The sequence below is a fragment of the Aeromonas sp. sia0103 genome, assembly GCF_963895295.1.
Classification (GTDB): Bacteria; Pseudomonadota; Gammaproteobacteria; order Enterobacterales; family Aeromonadaceae; genus Aeromonas; species Aeromonas encheleia.
On record NZ_CAWQKG010000022.1, the window covers coordinates 259,008 to 277,356 of the forward strand.

At 62.4% G+C, this 18,349-nt stretch carries 20 protein-coding genes; 8 read left to right on the forward strand and 12 right to left on the reverse strand.

What is annotated here, in order from left to right; translation table 11 throughout:
• The first annotated feature begins 47 nt into the window (after positions 1-47).
• Genes AACW18_RS09650 through rlmM form a run of 4 tightly spaced genes read left to right on the forward strand, consistent with a single transcriptional unit; the run spans position 48 to position 3,087 of the window.
• Positions 48-968 (forward strand): transcriptional regulator GcvA, encoded by a 921-nt coding sequence (locus tag AACW18_RS09650; protein ID WP_042654091.1) that lies wholly within the window; start codon positions 48-50, stop codon positions 966-968.
• Positions 961-1,587: an alpha/beta fold hydrolase gene (locus AACW18_RS09655; RefSeq protein ID WP_218388508.1), complete on the forward strand. Its 627-nt coding sequence runs from the start codon at positions 961-963 to the stop codon at positions 1,585-1,587. Before AACW18_RS09650 ends, AACW18_RS09655 begins: the two co-directional genes overlap by 8 nt.
• Before the next feature lie 26 nt (positions 1,588-1,613).
• On the forward strand, positions 1,614-2,000 hold the full coding sequence (locus tag AACW18_RS09660) for a DUF423 domain-containing protein (protein ID WP_042654089.1): 387 nt from the start codon (positions 1,614-1,616) through the stop codon (positions 1,998-2,000).
• The gene (rlmM, locus tag AACW18_RS09665) at positions 1,993-3,087 is read left to right on the forward strand and encodes a 23S rRNA (cytidine(2498)-2'-O)-methyltransferase RlmM (RefSeq protein ID WP_042654088.1); all 1,095 of its coding nucleotides are present in this window, start codon (positions 1,993-1,995) and stop codon (positions 3,085-3,087) included. Before AACW18_RS09660 ends, rlmM begins: the two co-directional genes overlap by 8 nt.
• A gap of 86 nt (positions 3,088-3,173) precedes the next feature.
• Here rlmM and AACW18_RS09670 read toward each other — a convergent pair whose 3' ends face one another.
• From AACW18_RS09670 to queF, 7 genes are all read right to left on the reverse strand, one after another.
• Positions 3,174-3,617 (reverse strand): hypothetical protein, encoded by a 444-nt coding sequence (locus AACW18_RS09670; RefSeq protein ID WP_042654087.1) that lies wholly within the window; start codon positions 3,615-3,617, stop codon positions 3,174-3,176.
• Between the two features lie 118 nt (positions 3,618-3,735).
• On the reverse strand, positions 3,736-4,743 hold the full coding sequence (locus tag AACW18_RS09675) for an isocitrate dehydrogenase (protein WP_218388509.1): 1,008 nt from the start codon (positions 4,741-4,743) through the stop codon (positions 3,736-3,738).
• Between the two features lie 146 nt (positions 4,744-4,889).
• Positions 4,890-5,693: a flap endonuclease Xni gene (gene xni, locus AACW18_RS09680; protein ID WP_218388510.1), complete on the reverse strand. Its 804-nt coding sequence runs from the start codon at positions 5,691-5,693 to the stop codon at positions 4,890-4,892.
• Between the two features lie 148 nt (positions 5,694-5,841).
• On the reverse strand, positions 5,842-7,197 hold the full coding sequence (gene ppnN / locus AACW18_RS09685) for a nucleotide 5'-monophosphate nucleosidase PpnN (protein ID WP_218388511.1): 1,356 nt from the start codon (positions 7,195-7,197) through the stop codon (positions 5,842-5,844).
• A gap of 158 nt (positions 7,198-7,355) precedes the next feature.
• Positions 7,356-8,957, reverse strand: coding sequence for a GGDEF domain-containing protein (locus tag AACW18_RS09690; protein WP_218328962.1), 1,602 nt, complete (start codon positions 8,955-8,957; stop codon positions 7,356-7,358).
• A gap of 82 nt (positions 8,958-9,039) precedes the next feature.
• Complete coding sequence (locus AACW18_RS09695; RefSeq protein WP_218388512.1) at positions 9,040-11,310, reverse strand: hypothetical protein; 2,271 nt, start codon at positions 11,308-11,310, stop codon at positions 9,040-9,042.
• A 119-nt stretch (positions 11,311-11,429) separates the two neighbouring features.
• Positions 11,430-12,278, reverse strand: coding sequence for an NADPH-dependent 7-cyano-7-deazaguanine reductase QueF (queF, locus tag AACW18_RS09700; protein ID WP_218289833.1), 849 nt, complete (start codon positions 12,276-12,278; stop codon positions 11,430-11,432).
• Positions 12,279-12,369: 91 nt separating this feature from the next.
• On the opposite strand from queF, the gene syd reads away from it, so the two are divergent.
• Positions 12,370-12,918 carry a SecY-interacting protein gene (gene syd / locus AACW18_RS09705; protein WP_218388513.1) on the forward strand — a complete coding sequence of 183 codons (549 nt, stop codon included), beginning with the start codon at positions 12,370-12,372 and terminating at the stop codon, positions 12,916-12,918.
• Between the two features lie 136 nt (positions 12,919-13,054).
• On the opposite strand, the gene AACW18_RS09710 is transcribed toward syd, so the two are convergent.
• From AACW18_RS09710 to AACW18_RS09730, 5 genes are all read right to left on the reverse strand, one after another.
• Positions 13,055-13,990, reverse strand: coding sequence for a Zn-ribbon-containing protein (locus AACW18_RS09710; protein WP_218388514.1), 936 nt, complete (start codon positions 13,988-13,990; stop codon positions 13,055-13,057).
• Positions 13,991-13,998: 8 nt separating this feature from the next.
• Positions 13,999-14,295: a hypothetical protein gene (locus AACW18_RS09715; RefSeq protein ID WP_218388515.1), complete on the reverse strand. Its 297-nt coding sequence runs from the start codon at positions 14,293-14,295 to the stop codon at positions 13,999-14,001.
• Between the two features lie 210 nt (positions 14,296-14,505).
• Positions 14,506-14,742 carry a DUF2789 domain-containing protein gene (locus AACW18_RS09720; protein ID WP_042654078.1) on the reverse strand — a complete coding sequence of 79 codons (237 nt, stop codon included), beginning with the start codon at positions 14,740-14,742 and terminating at the stop codon, positions 14,506-14,508.
• Positions 14,743-14,810: 68 nt separating this feature from the next.
• The gene (locus AACW18_RS09725) at positions 14,811-15,107 is read right to left on the reverse strand and encodes a DUF3301 domain-containing protein (RefSeq protein WP_218388516.1); all 297 of its coding nucleotides are present in this window, start codon (positions 15,105-15,107) and stop codon (positions 14,811-14,813) included.
• Between the two features lie 84 nt (positions 15,108-15,191).
• Complete coding sequence (locus AACW18_RS09730) at positions 15,192-16,220, reverse strand: DUF3549 family protein (protein WP_218388517.1); 1,029 nt, start codon at positions 16,218-16,220, stop codon at positions 15,192-15,194.
• 208 nt (positions 16,221-16,428) lie between these two features.
• Here AACW18_RS09730 and AACW18_RS09735 point away from each other — a divergent pair, with 208 nt between their 5' ends.
• The 3 genes from AACW18_RS09735 (at position 16,429) to AACW18_RS09745 (ending at position 18,246) form a co-directional block, all read left to right on the forward strand.
• Entirely contained in the window at positions 16,429-16,764 is a 336-nt protein-coding gene (locus AACW18_RS09735; protein WP_218388518.1) for a YqcC family protein, read from the forward strand.
• Between the two features lie 109 nt (positions 16,765-16,873).
• Positions 16,874-17,620, forward strand: a complete 747-nt coding sequence (gene truC / locus AACW18_RS09740; RefSeq protein WP_218388519.1) for a tRNA pseudouridine(65) synthase TruC — start codon at positions 16,874-16,876, stop codon at positions 17,618-17,620.
• Positions 17,621-17,805: 185 nt separating this feature from the next.
• Entirely contained in the window at positions 17,806-18,246 is a 441-nt protein-coding gene (locus AACW18_RS09745; protein WP_218388520.1) for a flavodoxin, read from the forward strand.
• Positions 18,247-18,349: the final 103 nt, after the last annotated feature.

Here is an 18,349-nt window from a genome sequence, read left to right on the forward strand (position 1 = left end):
ACAATTTATAATGCGCACCATTAGAAAAACTCATCGTCGGTCATCTCATGTCTCGTCGTTTACCCCCGCTCAATGCACTGAAAGCGTTTGAAGCCGCCGCCCGTCACTTAAGCTTTACCCGGGCAGCGGAAGAGCTGTTCGTGACGCAGGCCGCCATCAGCCACCAGATCAAGGCGCTGGAAGAGTACCTCGGCATCAAGCTGTTTCGCCGCAAGAACCGCTCCCTGCTGTTGACCGAGGAGGGGCAGAGTTACTTCCTCGACATCAAGGACATCTTCGCCTCCATCTCCGAGGCGACCGACAAGCTGCTGGCCCGCAGCGCCAAGGGCGCGCTCACCGTCAGCCTGCAGCCGAGCTTTGCCATCCAGTGGCTGGTGCCCAGGCTGGTGAAGTTCAGCGAACGCCATCCGGACATAGACGTGCGGATCAAGGCGGTGGACATGGACGAAGGCTCGCTCACCGATGACGTGGACGTGGCCATCTACTATGGTCGCGGCAACTGGCCGGGACTGCGCTGTGACAAGCTGCACACCGAATACCTGATCCCGGTCTGCTCGCCGCTGCTGCTGACCGGCCCCAAGCCGCTGCGCACCCCGGAGGATCTGGTCCGGCACACCCTGCTGCACGACACCTCCCGTCGCGACTGGAAGGCCTGGTTCCGCCAGCTCGACATCGATGCGCCGAACGTCAACCAGGGGCCCATCTTCAGCCACTCCACCATGGTGATCCAGGCGGCGATCCACGGCCAGGGGGTGGCGCTCGGCCACAGCGTGCTGGCCCAGCCCGAGATCGAAGCGGGTCGTCTCATCTGCCCGTTCGAGCAGGTGCTGGTCAGCAAGAACGCCTTCTACCTGGTGTGCCAAGAGCAGCAGTCTGATCAGGGCAAGATAGTGGCCTTCCGCGACTGGATGCTGGAGCTGGTGGAGCAGGAGGAGGCCCGTCGCCGGGCGCGTCTCGCCGATGCCTGAGGTGATGAGGGAAGGGGCGGTGGACGCCCCCGTTCGCATTCTGCTGGCCCACGGTGCCGGTGCCGGCATGGAGCACGACTTCCTCGCCCGGCTCTCTGCCTTGCTGGCGGGGCCGGACATCGAGTTGATCCGCTTCAACTTCCCCTACATGAGCAAGCGGGCCCTGGATGGCAAGCGCAGGCCGCCAGACCGGCAGCCGGTCCTGCTCGCCCACTGGCACGAGATGGTGCACCAGTTTGCCCATCCCCGGCTGTTTCTGGCGGGCAAGTCCATGGGGGGACGGATGGCGGCCGAGATCTGCGACGAGATGAATGCTGCAGGATTGCTCATTCTCGGGTATCCTTTCCACCCCCCGGCCAAGCCCGACAGCTGGCGGGGCGAGGTGCTCAAGCAGATCAAGACGCCGACCCTGTTGTTGCAGGGGGAGCGCGACACCTTCGGTAGCCGTGCCGAACTGGCCGATTTCCCCTTCTCACCCGCCGTATCGGTCCACTGGCTGACCGATGGTGATCATGGCTTCAAGCCGAGAAAAGCCAGCGGGGTGAGCGAGCAGGAGAACCTGCAACAGGCGGCGGATCAGATGAGGCGCTTTATCGACGCGACCTCGGCAACGCGCTGAGTGCCTTGAAGAGCAAGGAGAGTGGGATGCAAATCCATCGACATTGGCTGGTGCTGGCCGGCCTGTTCGGCCTGACGGCCACCATGCTGGGGGCCTATGGCGCCCACGGACTGGCGGCGACCGGCATCGATGCCGGCCGTCTGGCGGCGTTCAACACCGCCGTGCAGTATCAGTTTTTTCACGCACTGGCCCTGTTGATCCTGGGTTGGTGCGGTGTGCGCAGCAAGGTGATCACCTTCGCTGGCACCGCCTTTGTGCTGGGGATCCTGGGATTCTCCGGCAGTATTTATGCCATGGTGCTGCTTGGCAGCAAGGGGCTGGGGCTCATCACCCCGGCCGGTGGCCTCTGTTTTATGTTGGGATGGACGGCTCTGATATGGGCTGGCTGTCGTCTTGGAGGAAAGAATGAATAATCTGCTGCTTTATTGCCGCCCCGGTTTTGAGAAAGAGGCGGCGGCAGAGATCACCGAACGTGCCAGTAGCATGCAGTGTTACGGTTTCGCCCGGGTCAAGGACGACAGCGGCTATGTGATTTTCGAGTTGTATGACGAGGAGCAGGCCGATCTGCTGGCCCGCAAACTGCCGTTCAAGGAGCTTATCTTCATCCGCCAGATGCTGGTGGTGACCCATGAGCTGAAGGATCTGGATCTGTCCGATCGGATCTCGCCCATCATAGAGGCGGCCAGCGGCTACACCATCTGCGGCGATCTGCGGGTCGAGACCGCCGACACCAACGAAGCGAAAGAGCTGTCGGCCTTCTGCCGCAAGTTCACAGTGCCGCTGCGCCAGGCGCTGCGCAGCAACGAGTTGCTGACCAAGAAGGAGACGCCGCACCGTCCGGTGTTCCACGCCTTCTTCATGGCCAACGATCACCTGCTGATCGGTTACTCCTACTCGTTCAACAACTCCGAATTCCACATGGGGATCCCGCGTCTGCGCTGCCCGCCGGACGCACCGAGCCGCTCCAGCCTCAAGCTGGAAGAGGCCTTCTATGTGTTCGTGCCCAAGGAAGAGTGGGATCTGCGCCTCACCTCCGGCATGAAGGCCGTCGATCTGGGCGCCTGCCCGGGTGGCTGGACTTATCAGCTGGTGCGTCGCGGCATGATGGTGACTGCGGTGGATAACGGCACCATGGCCCCGTCCCTGATGGACACCGGTCAGGTCAAACACCTGCGCGATGACGGCTTCGTCTGGCGTCCCAGCAAGAAGAACATCTACTGGCTGGTGTGCGACATGGTGGAGAAGCCGGCACGGGTGACCCACATGATCGCCGACTGGTTCCGCGAGAACGACTGCCAGGAGGCCATGTTCAACCTCAAGCTGCCGATGAAGAAGCGCTATGCCGAGGCGGTGCACAACATAGAGGTGTTGCGTGGCCTGCTCAAGGAGATCGACAATGCGTTCGTGATCCAGGCCAAGCAGCTCTATCACGATCGGGAAGAGATCACGGTGCACGTCTACAACAAGTACTGGGTTTCCAAGCTGGAGCCCAAGGTCTGACCTCGGGATAGCACCCTCGCAGTCATCGTGACGGCAAAACAGAACCGGACGGGTATACCCGTCCGGTTTTTTGCTATGGGATGCTCTTAGAAACGGTAGTCGAAGCGCATCATGGATTCGTCATCCGTGATCTTGAGCTCTACCTGCAGCGGTATGGTCTTGTCGGTCGGGTTGAACTGCATCTTGACCCCATCCCCCCTCAGCTTGACCGCCGTGTTGATGCCGCCGGCGTTGAACTTGATCCTGGGTTTGTGCTTTTCGAAAGAGAGACTCACGCTCTTCTCGGCCGTCAGGTTCAGTTTCTGGTAGGGGGTGATCTGCTGGGCACCATTGCTGTCGGTCATGATGTCCACGCCAAACGAGAGCTGTTTGGGAGCCTTGAGCAGGTCGTTGGTATCGATAGTGGACTGCCAGACTTGCGCGGCCGGTTGAGCGCTCTGGGGCGGTGGCGTCAACCAGGCGTTGTCGATGGGTCTGTCTAATGCCATGGCACTGCTGCTGAAGATCAGCAAGATGAACGTAGCACGCATAGTGGATCTCCTTATCCCTCATATGAACATAGTATTCATCTGACGAGGGAGGTAGGGGGATCCGGTATAAAACAAAGGGAGCCGAGGCTCCCTTTTAAAATCATATGGTTAGGCGCATTTACAGACGGTCGATGATGGCCTGGGTAAATTCGCTGGTGGAGGCGCTGCCCCCCAGATCCCGCGTCACCCGATCACCGGACTCTATGGTCGAGCGCACCGCCTCGCGGATGCGCTCGGCCTTGTCCTGCATGCCCAGGTATTCAAGCATCTGGATGGAGGCGAGGATCACCGAGGTCGGGTTGGCGATGTTCTTGCCGGCGATATCCGGCGCCGAGCCGTGTACCGCTTCGAAGATGGCGGCACCCTCACCGATGTTGGCACCAGGGGCCATGCCCAGCCCGCCGACCAGACCGGCACAGAGATCCGAGAGGATGTCGCCGAACAGGTTGGTGGTGACCATCACATCGAACCGTTCCGGGTACATCACCAGGTTCATGCAGGCGGCGTCGACGATCATCTCCTCGTTCTGGATATCTGGATAACGGGCGGCGACCTCGCGCGCCACTTCCAGGAACAGGCCAGAGGTGGACTTGAGGATGTTGGCCTTGTGGATGATGGTGACCTTCTTGCGCCCTTCCTGGCGGGCCAGTTCGAAGGCGAAGGTGACGATGCGCTCGGCGCCGTCACGGGTGATGATGCTCATCGCCTCGGCGCTGTTGTTGTCATCGCTGCGCTTCTGGCCCGCACCCGAGTACATGCCCTCGGTGTTTTCACGCACCGTGATGATGTCGATGTTGTCGTAACGGCTGCGGGTGCCCTTGAAGGAGATGACAGGGCGCACGTTGGCGTAGAGGTTGAACTTCTTGCGCAGGGAGACGTTGATGGAGGTAAAACCACCGCCGACCGGAGTGGTGAGCGGGCCCTTCAGGCTGACCTTGTTCTTCTCGATCAGATCCAGCGTGGCCTGGGGCAGCAGCTCGCCGTGCTTCTCCAGCGCGACCAGGCCGGCATCGGCGTAGTCGTAGTCAAAGTCACAACCGGCGTGAGTCAGGATCTGGATGGCGGATTCGATGATGCTGGGGCCTATGCCGTCGCCCGGAATGACGGTAATTTTTCTTTTTGACATGAGAGGTATCCACTTCTAGGGAACAGAGGGGGAGGATTCGGCTGTTTTATACCATTTTTGCACCACATCCTCCATGTTTCTTTACATTCATCCCACTTATGTCAACAGGAGCCGCACCATCGGATGCTGTGCTGACGGGCCTGGTCTCATTCACCGGCTTGCGGCGGGTAGCGTATCTCCCGCAGGTTGAAGCCGAGCGGAATATCCCGCTGCAGGCGCACCAGCCGCTGGGCCAGCAGCGCCTCAGCCTGATGCTGGCGCAGCTTGAGCAGGGGCTTGCCGGCCCCTTCCTGCTGGCAGGCGCTGAGCAGGGCGGCCAGGTTGCCATGTTGCAGCAATAGCGCGGTGGCGGTCTTGGGGCCTATGCCCGGCACCCCCTTGATGTTGGAGCCGCCGATGCCGGTCAGGGCCCAGAAGTCCACCAGCTGGTCGGGGGTAACGCCATATTGCTGCTGCACGAAGGCCGCATCCAGCCAGCGCTTGTTGAAATGGTCCCGGATCTGGATCTGCGGGCAGATGAGCTGGCAGAACCCCTTGTCGGTGGAGATGATGGTGGCCCTGGCTCCGTGCTGGGCAACGGCGCAGGCTAAGGTGGCGATAAGATCGTCCGCCTCGTCGGTCTGGGAGAGCAGGGCATCCACGCCGCACTCCCAGAAGGCATCCTGCAGGTCGGCCAGCCCGTCGCGCAGCTCGGCTGGCATGGGAGTGCGCCCCTCCTTGTAGGCCGGATAGATCTCCTTGCGCCAGCTGTGCACCTCGCCGTCAAACACCGCGATGACGTGGGTCGGCTCGCTGCTGGCCAGCAGCCTCTTGCAGGTGTTGATGAGATTGGCGCGGGTGGCGAGCAAGGCCTGGGCCGGGGTCAGCGCCTGCTGGGCCTGAACCGCATGCAGACGACGGATGAGGTTGAGGGCATCGATGATGAGCAGGTGTGGCCTGAGGTTTGACATGGGGCGCTCTTGGAAGTCGGGACGGCCCATTGTAACAAGGGACGGGTGTCATGGTAGCCCTTCATGTGCTGGGGTCTTGCTGTCAACGAGAGAGGGGCACTCCAGTGCCCCTCCTGTCATGATCGGCGCAGTACCGTCAGCTCGCCGCTTACTTCACTATCTCGTAGCAGGGGATGTATTGGCTGCCGGGCAGCTTCATCCGTTGCTGTCTGACGAAACTCTCCAGCAGCCGGTCCATCAGGTGCATCAGCTCCTTGTCACCGTGCAGCTTGAAGGGCCCCTTCTTCTCGATGGCGCGGATGCCTCCTTCCTTCACGTTGCCGGCGACTATGCCGGAGAAGGCGCGGCGCAGGTTGGCGGCCAGCAGCTGGGGCGGCTGGTTGCGGTGCAGATCCAGGCTGGCCATGTTGGCGTGATCCGGCTCGAATGGCAGCTGGAACTCCGGCTCGATCCGCAAGGACCAGTTGAAGGAGTAGGCATCCCCCACCGACTTGCGGTATTCGCGGATCTTGGGCATGGCCTCCTTCATGACCCGGGCCACCTCGGGCGCATCGCCGATGATGATCCGGTAGAGGCGGGTGGCAGGTTCCCCCAGGGTCGCCTTGACGAAGTCGTCGATGGCGCGGAAGTAGTCGGCACTCTCCTTGGGACCGGTCAGGATGATGGGGATGGGTTGGCGCTCGTTGGCCGGGTGCATCATGATGCCGAGCAGGTAGAGCAGCTCCTCGGCGGTGCCGACCCCACCGGGGAAGATGATGATGCCGTGACCGAGGCGCACGAAGGCCTCCAGCCGCTTCTCGATGTCCGGCAGGATCACCAGCTCGTTGACGATGGGGTTGGGCGGCTCGGCGGCGATGATGGACGGCTCGGTGAGGCCGACATAGCGGCCGTTGCGTACCCGCTGCTTGGCGTGGCCGACGGCGGCGCCCTTCATGGGCCCCTCCATGGCACCCGGGCCGCAGCCGGTGCAGATGTTCAGCTCGCGCAGCCCCAGCTCACTGCCCACCGAGCGGGTGTACTGGTATTCGATCTCATTGATGGAATGACCGCCCCAGCACACCACCAGGTTGGGATCCGCCCCCGGCAGGATCGCCTTGGCGTTGCGCAGTATGGCGAACACCAGGTTGGAGAGGTGGGTGGCGTTGGTCAGATTGACCTGGCGGTTCGACTCCAGCTGGGCCGAGACGTAGAGGATGTCCCGCAGCACAGAGAAGAGGTGCTCCTGGATGCCGCGGATGATCTCGCCATCGACGAAGGCGTGCTCGGGTGCATTGAACAGCTCGAGTTTGACCCCGCGCTCGCGCCGGATCACATGAATGTCGAAAGACTTGAAGCGCTCCAGTATCTCTTTGGAGCTGTCGGTGTGGCTGCCGGAGTTGAGCACCGCCAGCGAGCAGTTGCGAAACAGTTGATAGATATCGCTGGAGGCGGTCTGCTTGAGGCGGTCCACCTCGAGTTGGGACAGCAAGTCCATGCTGCCGACAGGATTGATGTGCGTAATCATAAGTTCCCCTTCACTCGTCTTGTTATCGTTGTGCTTTCCCTGGGGAGAAAACGGGATGCCGTGACATCCCTCGATTTCGATAGTAGAGGCAAGCGGTGGGGCAGGGGAATAGGGCGGGAGTGCGTTTGCCGGTTTTTTAGCCAGCGGTCAGGCCGGGTTCAGGCCAGATTGACCTGATCCCGCCCCAGATTTTTGGAGCTGTAGAGCGCCTTGTCGGCCCGCTCGAACGCATCAGTGGTGTGATCCCCCTCGCGAAACAGGGTGGCGCCGATGGAGATGGTGATCTCGACCCTGGCGTCCCTGAACCGGAACGGGATGCTCTTGATGGTCTGACGCAGGTTTTCCAGCGGCTTCTGGTACTTGTCCGGGTTGATGTTCGGCAGCAGCACCACGAACTCCTCTCCGCCGAAGCGAGCGATGAAATCGGTATCACGCAAGGCGCTCTGCAGGGCCTTGGCGACCACCTTCAGCGCCTTGTCACCGGCCATGTGGCCGTAGTTGTCGTTGATGTTCTTGAAGTGGTCGATGTCGATGATGGCCAGGCACAGCGGGGTGCTGTAACGCAGCCAGCGCTTGTATTCCAGTTCGAGCCGCTCGTCGAGCGCCGCCCGATTGTGGACCTGGGTCAGGCTGTCGAGGAACAGCTTGTGCTTCTGGATGGTGAGCCGCTTCTTGTACTCGGCGGTCTCCTCCTTCATCAGCCGCAGCTTGGCTTCCATGTTGGACAGGTGGGTGAGCAGATGGCGCTCACGGCTGGCCATGGTTTCCCTGTCCTGCTGCAGGTGGCGAATGGTGTCCAGGTGGCCGGCGATGGCGCCCTTGAGCTCCATGGGGGAGTCGTGCCTGGCCAGGGTGTGATCGATGGCCTCCAGCTCCCGATCGAGCGCCTGGCCGCTGAGCAGGGTGGCATTTTGCAGCGCCCGACCCTCGTCGAGGGATTCGGTGAAGCTGAAATGGACCGCCGACAGGCTCTCGTTGAGGGTGCTGAGGAAGGCCTGGGAGGACTTACGCTCCTCCCGGGTGCCCTCGATGATGAGCTCGATGATCTGCAGGCAGATCTCGGCCAGCAGCGGCGGCGTGATGCCCCCCAGCAGCTGGCGGCGGATGTCCGCCAGGCTCTCGCCCACGGCACCGGCGAAGTCGAGCTCGGTGATGAGTCGCTGCAACTCGTCGGCAATCTGGGCGTGCGCCTTCACATCGAAGGGATCCATGGGGCCGGGCGCCGCCAGATCGGTGGCCGCCCCCTGAGTGGGGGTGAGCAGCGGCTGGGTCGGCAGCAGCTGGATCTTGATGGCCTGCTGGTAGAACTCCAGCAGACGGACCACCTTCTTCTGGTGATCGCCGATGCCATAGCCTTCGGGGCTCGCCAGGAACTCCTTGAGCGAGCGGCGGGTCTCTTCCGGGAAGCCCTTGATGGACTTGAGCTGCTTGCTGCCCAGTTCTATGGTGGCCTGGGTCAGGCTGATGGACTCCTCCAGCGCGCTGCCGTGTTGCTGCAGCAGCTTCTCGATGGCGGCCAGATCCCCATCCAGCGACGAGAGCGGGGGATTGCCATCGAGTTTCTGCTTGAGCTTGGCGAGCCGGTTGTCCAGTTCACGATCGTGACCGCGGCAGGCCTGCATCAGCTTGCCGATGAACTGGATGCTGCGGGTGCGCTCGGCATCGGAGAACGTGGCCATGCCATCGAGCTCCTGCTGTTTCTGCTGGAGGGATTCCCTGAGTCTTGCCAGTTGTCCTGTTACGGCAGCGATGTCATTCATTATTCAGGTCGCCCTGTTCATTATCGTTTTTGTATCGTCCAGCAACAGTAAGCCAGTGAAAGACCCCGTTGAGTACCTAATGTCATGGGTTGTCCGGCACTTTCATCCGTGAAAGCTGAAGCCAATTAACCCATTGCTTTTCATGAGAAGAATTTACTTTTACCAGTCCCTTGTCAATTGCCATCAAGCAGCATTGCCACACATCGCCATTAAAAAACGCGGCCTGTTGGCAATCGATGGCGGCCAGCTCCAACCAGACGCTTTGGCGGTGTTTTTCACTGAGCTGCATGGCCCCTGACAGCGCCAGATAGCAGAGGTCGAACAGGCCATGGTGGTCGAGGGCGGTTGCCGCCTTAGGCAGGAAGGGGTGGCTGACGATGCCGAGGCTGATGTGGCGATCCAGCGGGTAGTCACAGGGGAAGGCGGCCAGGGTATCGAGCAGCTCCTGCGCCAGCTGATGCAGCTGGGCCACGTGGCGCTGCGGCACCACATACAGCAGATGACCCTCGCGCAGATCGTAGATGCGGCCATCCTGGGGGGTCAGCCGGTTGATGTAGTGGCCGAAGGCCTGCTCTATCTCGCGGCTGACCTGGTAGCCGTGCCGCTCCAGGCTGTTGACCAGGAAGGGCACCCGAAACAGCAGGTAGTGCAGCTTGTCGTCAAACTCGCTGGTGGGCTGCTCGCTCAGATACCAGCGCTCGGATTTCTGCTGGCGCTTGGCCATCTCCCGCGGCCAGCGGCTCATCAGCCGCTGCCAGTTGGCCAGGCCGCTGCGCGGCTCGATCAGCAGAGCCTCTCCCAGTTGCCTGGCATTGAGGCGGGCGACCCGCAGCTTGAGCCAGAGCGTGAAGAACAGGTAGATAAACAGGGCCAGCAGCAGGCCGGTGCTGACGCTGGACCAGAGATAGCGCTCCTGCTGATGCTGGCTGACGTCGAGGCGCTGCTCCAGCTCCTTGACCTGCTGTACGCGCTCCACCTGGGCATAGTTGTCACGGACCGCTTCCTGCTCCAGATCGAGCTGCTGCTGGCGCACCAGCTCGCTGCGCTGGTGGTAATTCTTGTAGCTGTCGAGGGCCTGCTTGAGGTAGCCCTTCTGCTCGTAGGCGATGGAGAGCAGGCGGAAGATCTCGAACTGACGGCGGATGTCCCCGAGCCGGTTGGCAAGGGTCAGGGCGTTTTCCAGCTGCAGTATGGCGATCCCCGCCTCCTTCTGCTTGAGGTGCAGCTCCCCGAGCAGCAGCAGGGTGTCGATCAGCGACTCCTTGTCGTCCCCCATCTCGTGGGACTGGCGCGCCGCGTTGAGGTAGTTGCGGGCCAGCGTCAGGTTGCCGGTCTGCAGATAGGTCTTGCCGATCTCGAACTTGAGGTGGGCGATGCGGGTGCGGCTGTTGTTCTCGTCGAGCAGGTCCAGCGCGTTGAAGAAATAGACCAGCGCCATGTTCATCTCGCCCTGATCGCGGTTGAGGCGGGCGAGCACGATCAGCGCATCGCTCAGCAGGGATGGGTTGCCGAGCGCGTGGAAGTAGTTGGCTGCCTCATTGGCATATTGCAGCGCCTTCTGCGGCTCCTGCTCCTCCTGATAGAGGTTGACGATCTGGTTCGACAGCAGGCCGAGGAACAGCGGATCCTGCAGGCTCTTGGCCTGCTGCTGGGCATCGATGTAGTCGCCGAGGGCCAGCTGGGGTTGTCCGAGTGCGTGGTAGAGATCCCCCCCCACGGCACTGACCCAGGCCATGGCCAGGGGATTCTTGGCCTGTTCCGCCCATTGGTGGGCCTCGCTCAGCTGGCGCTTGGCCAGATCGAACTGCTGCCCTTCTATGCTGGCGTTGACGTGCAGCAGCCGGCTATAGACCTGCAGCTGGCTCTCCTTGAGGCCGGGGTTGGCCAGCAGCTTGTCCAGTTCATCGAGCAGGATGGCGCCGGCGCCATGGGATCTCTCCTGCTGGTTCCGGCTGCGGACCTTGAGGTAGAGACCGTGGGCCTGCAGCTCGAACTGCTGCTCCTTCTCGGCCATGGCGATGGCCTGATCGAGGGATTCCTGGGCCAGCCTGAACTGCCCCAGTTGCTGCAGGCACTCGCCCTTGAGCAGATGGGCTCCGGTGGCCTGGGTGGCCGTGCCATAGCTCAGCATCGGCTCCCGATAGCCGTATTCCTGGCGATTGCTGATGATTTGCTTGGGATTATTGGCTGTGCGTTCGAGGAAGGAGGAGGCAATCTGGACACATCTGGCGGGATCGGTCAGCACCAGGGTCTGGGCCTGTTGCAGATCGATAGACAACTGCTCCTTGGCCAGATCCAGATCCGGAGCCGACAGGGAGGACATCATCATTGCCAGAAAAAACAGTTGATTCATTGGATTGAGAGCAGCACAGGGGTGCAGGCATGTTATCCAAGCCCCCCCTGTGCGTCCAGAGTTTACTGATGGCTTGCGCGACGGGCCGCCGGGCCCCGCCCGTCAGCCGCGTCCCGCGGTTACTGGCGGATGAGGCGCAGGTTGGCGGGCACCCGCTCCCAGTCGCTGCGGAAGGGGTTGATGTCCAGCCCGCCGCGGCGGGTATAGCGGGCATAGACGGTCAGCTGGCTCGGGCCGCAGAAGTGCTTGAGATCGATGAAGATGCGCTCGATGCACTGCTCGTGGAACTCGTTGTGCTGGCGGAACGAGATGAGATAGCGCAAGAGTTTTTCCCGATCGAGGCGCGGGCCGCGGTAGTGGATCACCAGGGATCCCCAGTCTGGCTGGCGGGTGACCAGGCAGTTGGACTTGAGCAGATGGCTGTGCAGCGTCTCTTCGACGATGTCAGTGCCCGCCGCGCCCTGCAGCAGGGTCTGGTCGAACTCGTAGCCGTCGATCTCGATGTCCTGCTCGTCGATACACTCCCCCGGCAGCGCCGCTATCTGATGGGGCGCCTGATCGAGCGGGAACAGGGTGACGCTCACCTCGCTGCCGGCGCAGGCGCTCAGATCCTTGACCAGCAGGGCCTGCACCGCCGCCAGCGAGTCGCAGCGGGTCTGGTTGAAGGAGTTGAGGTAGAGCTTGAACGACTTGGATTCGATGAGGTTCGGGCTGGTGGCGGGCACGGCCACCTCGCCGAGCGCCACCATGGGCTTGCCTTTGGCATTGAGCCAGGAGAGCTCGTACAGGGTCCAGACGTCGCAACCCTGGAAGGGCAGGGTCTCGCCCAGGCCCAGGTCGTCGCGGTTCAGGCTGCGTGGCACGGGTTGCAACAGCTCAGGGGCGTACTGGCTGATGTAGGCCGACTGCTGGCCCAGGCTCAGGCCCTGCAGCGCGCTGGCGCCCGCGTATCTCTCTTGTTTGCTCATGCTTGTTTGCTCAACGGTTTGATGGTGCAATGACCGGCTTTTGCGGTCATTTTATTGCGGCTATCTTTGGCCGCTATTGTGGGGAATATCGATGTCGGATCAAGTCTTGTCTGCCCTGGAGCAGTTTTTTTTACGCTGGCAGCGCGATGGCGAGGCGAGGCGGGGCCTGCCCCTGTGCGAGTGGGAGCCGCAATGGCGCTCGCCCTGTGAGCTGGATGAACCCAAGGAGGGGAGGGTGGCCTGGCGCCCGGTGCAACGCGACACACCGGCGGATTTCACCGCCATGAGCGAGGCGCTGGAGCTGGTGCTGCACCCCGCTGCCCTCGCCCTGTTCGGCCACTGGTTCAGCCGCCCCATCCCCTGCTCCTACAAGGGGCTGCACATCGAGTTGATCCTGCCCTGGAACGAGGCGGATCTGGACTTGCTCAGGGAGAACCTCATCGGTCACCTGCTGATGCTGCGCAAGTTGAAACGCTCGCCGTCGCTGTTCATCGCCACCACCCGCAACGAGATGACGCTGATCTCGCTGGATAACGAGAGCGGCCAGGTCTGGCTGGAGTGGCTCGATTCCGGTCGCCGCCTGTCGTTGGCCCCCTCGCTGCCGGCGTTCCTCGCCCGGCTGGAGACCCTGCCGTACTAAAGGTGGTCTGAGGGCGTGCAATGCTCGACCCCAAGCCCTGAGCCGGCGTGAATGAGAAGGGCCTTGCCAGCTGGCAAGGCCCTTCTTTGTGTGCGGCGTTTGGTGCGGCGCGGGTTTTTCCTGCTGGCCGGCGCCCCTAATCCTTGAAGTCCCAGGAGAGGTTGGAGACCAGCCGGCAGGTATCGCACCTGAAATCGAAGATCTCGTGCAGCGGGGCCTCGAGTGCCCAGTCACCGCCACAGCCGGGGCAGGGGCGTGCCTGTTCCGCGGCCTTGCTCAGGCCGCCGACCCGATAGAGGTAGTAGTAGGTCGGGATCCCGCTCGAGCCCTCCAGCCGTTTGGCGAGATCGCTGCCCCGGCGCTGCAGGCGACTGCCCACCTCGCCTATCTCGTGCAGCGCCGCGTGTTCGGCGATGGAGCCGTTCATCTGCAGCTGATCGCAGGCCTCCCAGTCCTCCTGCCACTTGATGATCTGCTTGTGGTCGCCGTTGGCGATGGCGGGCAGGCGGTAGAGCGGGATGGGGGCGAAATGATCGCCGCAGCGCAGCGGCGAGCAGCTGTGCAGGAAGCTGGTGTAGAGCAGCATCCAGCTCGGTCGCTCATCGCTCTGGCCGCAGGGATCCGTGCTGTCGGAGAGCAGATCCATGCCTTGCAGATGCGTCTTTGAGGCGAGCAGATGGCCCTGGCCGCAGGGATCCGTACTGTCGGACAGCAGATCCATGCCTTGCTGATGCGTCTTTGAGGCGAGCAGATGGCCCTGGCCGCAGGGATCCGTGCTGTCGGACAGCAGATCCATCCCTTGCAGATGCAGCTTGGGGGCCAGCAGACCGGCCTGGTGCAGGCCCTGTTCGGCCAGCGCGACCTGCTCGCTCTGATTATCCGGGTGCAGGCTGTCTTGCTCGGGGCAGACGACCCGGCTGACGAAGTGACCATCCTGCATGCTGGTGGGAAACTCCCGCCCCAGGATCTGACCCTGATAGCGCAGCATGTCCAGGTAGTTGACGATGGCCTGCTCGGCTTCGCCGAGGGAGGTGTCGCGGTAGCATTCAAAGCTGAGTTCGAGGATATACATGGCGGCGTTCAGTCCGGCTGCTTGAGCAGCAGGGCGGTCAGGCGATCGACCTTCTGCTCGAGCCGATCGAGTTGCTCGCTCAGCTGTTGCAGGCTGACCACCTCAGCCGGGGACGCTGCGACCACCGGGGGCGTGGCCGCAATCGGCTCGGCCAGCTGGGGTTGCTGCTTCCATTGGCTCAACACCTTGAGCAGCTCGGCCATGGGCACGGGGTGACTGAGGCGGGCCTTGACCATGGCGGTCGAGGGGGTGATCCCCCTGGCACTCAGTTCGTTGGCGATCTTGATGATCTCTTGGGCTGACATCTGGGCTTCTCACTGCGACCTGACTGGCGGCCGTCTTGCTGCTTGCGGATGGAGGCACAGATCTTAATCAAAGCCTGCCCTTCAGGAAAGCAGAGCGAAGGGCGCCGGCTCAGTTTGTTGGGGGCGGGGGGAAGCCAGGGCGATTGAGAGGTGATTGGGGCACAGAGCTCAAACCCCATCCGTCAGGCAAGCGGGCCGACGCTGGCCCGCTCAGTTTGCCTGGCGCAGCATCACGTCCAGCTGGTCGATGGCTTCCGACCAGTCGGAGTCATTCCAGAGCGCGTCGCGCAGAAACACCGCCTGGGAAGGATTCCAGAAAGTGGCCTCGGGCAGCAGGGTCTGGTTGTCCAGGTGGTGTTCGCGGATGAAGCGGTGCAGGCTTATTTCGTCATTGGCCAGGCCCAATTGGGCAAACAGGGCGGACATGTCGTGGGTCAGCAATTCCATCTCGTATCTCCTTGAGGGCGATTGTCGAGAATTATAGCCAGCCTCGTCACCATTGCTCCCAACCGCCGCTACGAAGGCAGGCGATGAGGGGGCAGCTCGACCCCGGCGACATGCAAGCCCTGCATGCAGAGCTGGCCCTGGTAATGGCTCTCCCCATCGCTGGAGAACTCGAACTGGTAATAGGTCAGCAGGCGCAGAGGCTTGTGCCCCAGGGCGCGGTGGGTGCGGGCCAGCGACAGCAGTTGCAGATCGTGATGCTGGCAGTAACGCCGCATGTATTGCCAGGCCAGCTCCGCCTGACGACGCTGTTGCCAGAAGGCCCCACCGACGAAAATCAGCAGCAAGATTCCAAGCATTTCTCCCATCAGCGGGTTCCTTCTGTGAGGTATGAATGAGGGCCCTGGCCCGCCCTTGAACGAGGCGGGTCAAGGCCGTCGCGCCGAATATGGCTATGCCGAGGCGAACAACCGGCCTATGGCCTGGCCGAGGGCATCGCTGCGCTCGGGATCTCGCAATCTCGCCAGCATATCATTGCGCAGGGCCGGCAGGGTCACCAGCTCGGCAAACAGCTGGTTGAAGAACTGGGTCTGTTGCAGCGCCAGCTGCTCCAGAAACAGGCTGAGCAGCGCAGGGGACTGCAGATCGGGCCAGAGGCGGCCGGCGATGGCGAGCAGCAGGGCCGGGCTCGGCTGGGTTTGCAGCAGGGTCAGCAGCTTGTTGCTGCGCAGCTTGTTGCCGGGGCAGGAGGCCAGCGCCCGGCACAGATAGGCCAGGGTCTCGGCATTGGGGGCCGCGCACTCCTGTTCCTTGCCGATGCGCTCCAGCAGTGCGCCTTGCAGCGCCGGCGGCAGCGGGGCGTTCTCCAGGCTCTGGCACAGGGCATAGAGCGGGGCCTGGGGCAGTCGCGGCAGCGCCTTGCACACCAGCGCCAGATTGCGCTCGTCCTGCAGCCGCTCGGCCAGATCGGCGAAGCCTTGCAGCCCCAGGCTCTGCCAGCCCTCTTCACCCGGTGCCGCCAGATAGTGACAGAGAGCGTCGTAGTAGGCGGAAGGGGCCTGCCCCAACTGGCGGGCCAGCTTGGCGTGCAGGCTGGCCATCTTGGCCTCGGCCGGGCGGAAGGTGTAGGGATTGTCGGCCAGTCGCTGGGCCTTATCCTCATCCAGCTCGCCGGTCAGCTTGTAACCCAGCGTCTCGATCACCTGATCCATGAAGTGCTTGGGGCCGCTGCCGATGAGCAGACCGCGTTCATCGAGCGCGAACTTGAGGAACCAGAGGTAGTGTCTGGATTCGGCCGGCTGGAAGAAGTGCACGCCGAGCCAGGCGTGCTGCTGCAGCGGCCAGGGGTAGGGCTCCTGCTGCTGTTCGATGCGCACGAAGAGATCGCTCGCCAGCGGGCGCACCTGGCGACCCATGTCAAACAGCTGGAACTCGGTATCGGCCTGGGTCAGGAATTCGGTCAGGGTATTGATGTCAGACATGTGATGGTCCGGCTTAAAGAGGATGTCGGCGATTATAAGGAGGCTGCATCAGATAGCCAGTGGTGGCGTGCGAGGGCGCGGCCGTGATGGCAACATGGCAGCAGCCGGGGGGGCGGTGTATAGTAGCGCCCCTTTTTGATGAGCTCGGCCATCTCCCTCTGTCATGCAGTGGGTGGGCCGTTAATGTGATGATGAGGAAGAGAGCGAGATGAATCAATATTTGCTGGTAGCCAACCTGCTGGGTGAACTCACCGCCGAGTTGCAACGCCTCGATCGCTGGCAAGCCGACCATCCGGGGGCCGAGGCGCTGGCGAGCGAGCTGCCATTTTGCGTCGATACCCTGAGCTTCGATCAATGGCTGCAGTTCGTTCTGATCCCGCGCATGGAGCAGCTGGTGATGTTGCAGGCGCCGCTGCCAACCAGCGTCTCCCTCTATCCCATGGCGAGCGAAGTCTACAAGGAAGAGCTGGCCGAGGTCGCCGATCTGCTGCGGCTGATCGGCCGCTTCGATCTGCTGCTGAGTGGCAAGGTGGTAGAGCAATAATGAAGCTGACTCGGCTCTATCAGAAGGAAGCGCTGGCTGGGGTCATGGGGCCTCTGCGTCTCATCGGAAGTTGTTACGACCTGCTGTCAGGTGGCAAGGCGGTGGAGCAATGAAACTGACCCTGCTCTATCAGGATGACTGGCTGGTGGCGGTCAACAAGCCGTCCGGTCTGCTGGTGCACCGCAGCTGGCTCGACAAGGCCGAGACCCGCTTCGCCATGCAGATGACCCGGGATCTCATCGGCGGTCGCCACGTCTACCCCGTGCACCGGCTCGATCGCCCCACCTCGGGGGTGCTGCTGTTTGCACTGGACCCGGCGGTGGCGCGCACCCTGACCGAGGCGTTTGCCGCCCGCAAGGTGCACAAGGAGTATCTGGCGCTGGTGCGGGGCTGGGCGCCCGAGCAGGGGCTGATCGACCATCCGCTGAAAGAGCAGCTGGACAAGATCGCCGATGCCATGAGCAACCCCGATCGTCCCGCCCAGGAGGCGGTGACCACGTTTCGCAGCCTGCACCGGGTCGAGTTGCCCCATGCGGTCTCCAAGAAGCATCCCTCCAGCCGTTACAGCCTGGTCCGGCTCTTCCCCAAGACGGGCCGCAAGCATCAGCTGCGTCGCCACCTGGATCACCTGTTCCACCCCATCGTCGGTGATACCACCCACGGTGATGGTCGTCATAATCGCTTCTTTCGCGAGCATTATGGCTGCGAGCGGCTGCTGCTGGTCGCCCACAAGTTGAGCTTCGAGCACCCGGTGCTCAAGGTGCCGATGCGGATCCAGGCTCCGCTCGGACCAGAGGTGCTGGGTCTGTTTGCCCGGCTGGGCTGGCCTGCCAGCGAGAGCGACTACGCGGTCTAGCCATCCCCACGGTCTGTTGCCTCTGACCGGGCTGTGGCATGCTATAGGCCACGTCAGTCAGAGGAACAGGTTATGGTTCAGAGAGATACCCCGTTAGCCACCCCGTGTGCCCCGCACCTGCCGGGGGCCGAGACCCAGAACATCCTGCGAGATCCAGGCCCTCTCCTTCGCCAGAGGAGCCGCTGATGGCCGAGATAGATATCCTGGTCGGCACCGTCTACGGCTCGGCCATGCTGGTGGCCGAGACCCTGAGCGATCATCTGCAAGCCGAGGGCCATGTCTGCCGGATCTTCGACGAAGCCGAGCTGGAGGACATAGACGCCTCCCGTTTCTTGCTGCTGATCAGTGCGACCACCGGGCAGGGCGACATTCCCCCCAACCTGCTGCCCTTTGCCAGCGCCCTGGCCGATCGAGCGCCCTACATGAAAGGGTGGCGTTATGCCCTCATCGCCATGGGGGACAGCAGTTACGAACACTTCTGCGGGGCTGGCCGCCAGTTGGATGGATTGTTGCAGGAGCTGGCCGCCGAGGCCCTGGTACCGCGTCTGGAGATAGACGCGACTGTGGAAGATGAGCCCGAAGTTGCGGCCATGGCCTGGCTGAAAACCTGGGAAAATAAACTGTAATCCTCTTGGCCCAATATTCTTATTTTATCCCCCATCGGCTTGCCGCTGGGGGATAGTTATTTTGGGGGGCAGCCAAGCTTTCTCTTAAATATATCCTGTACTT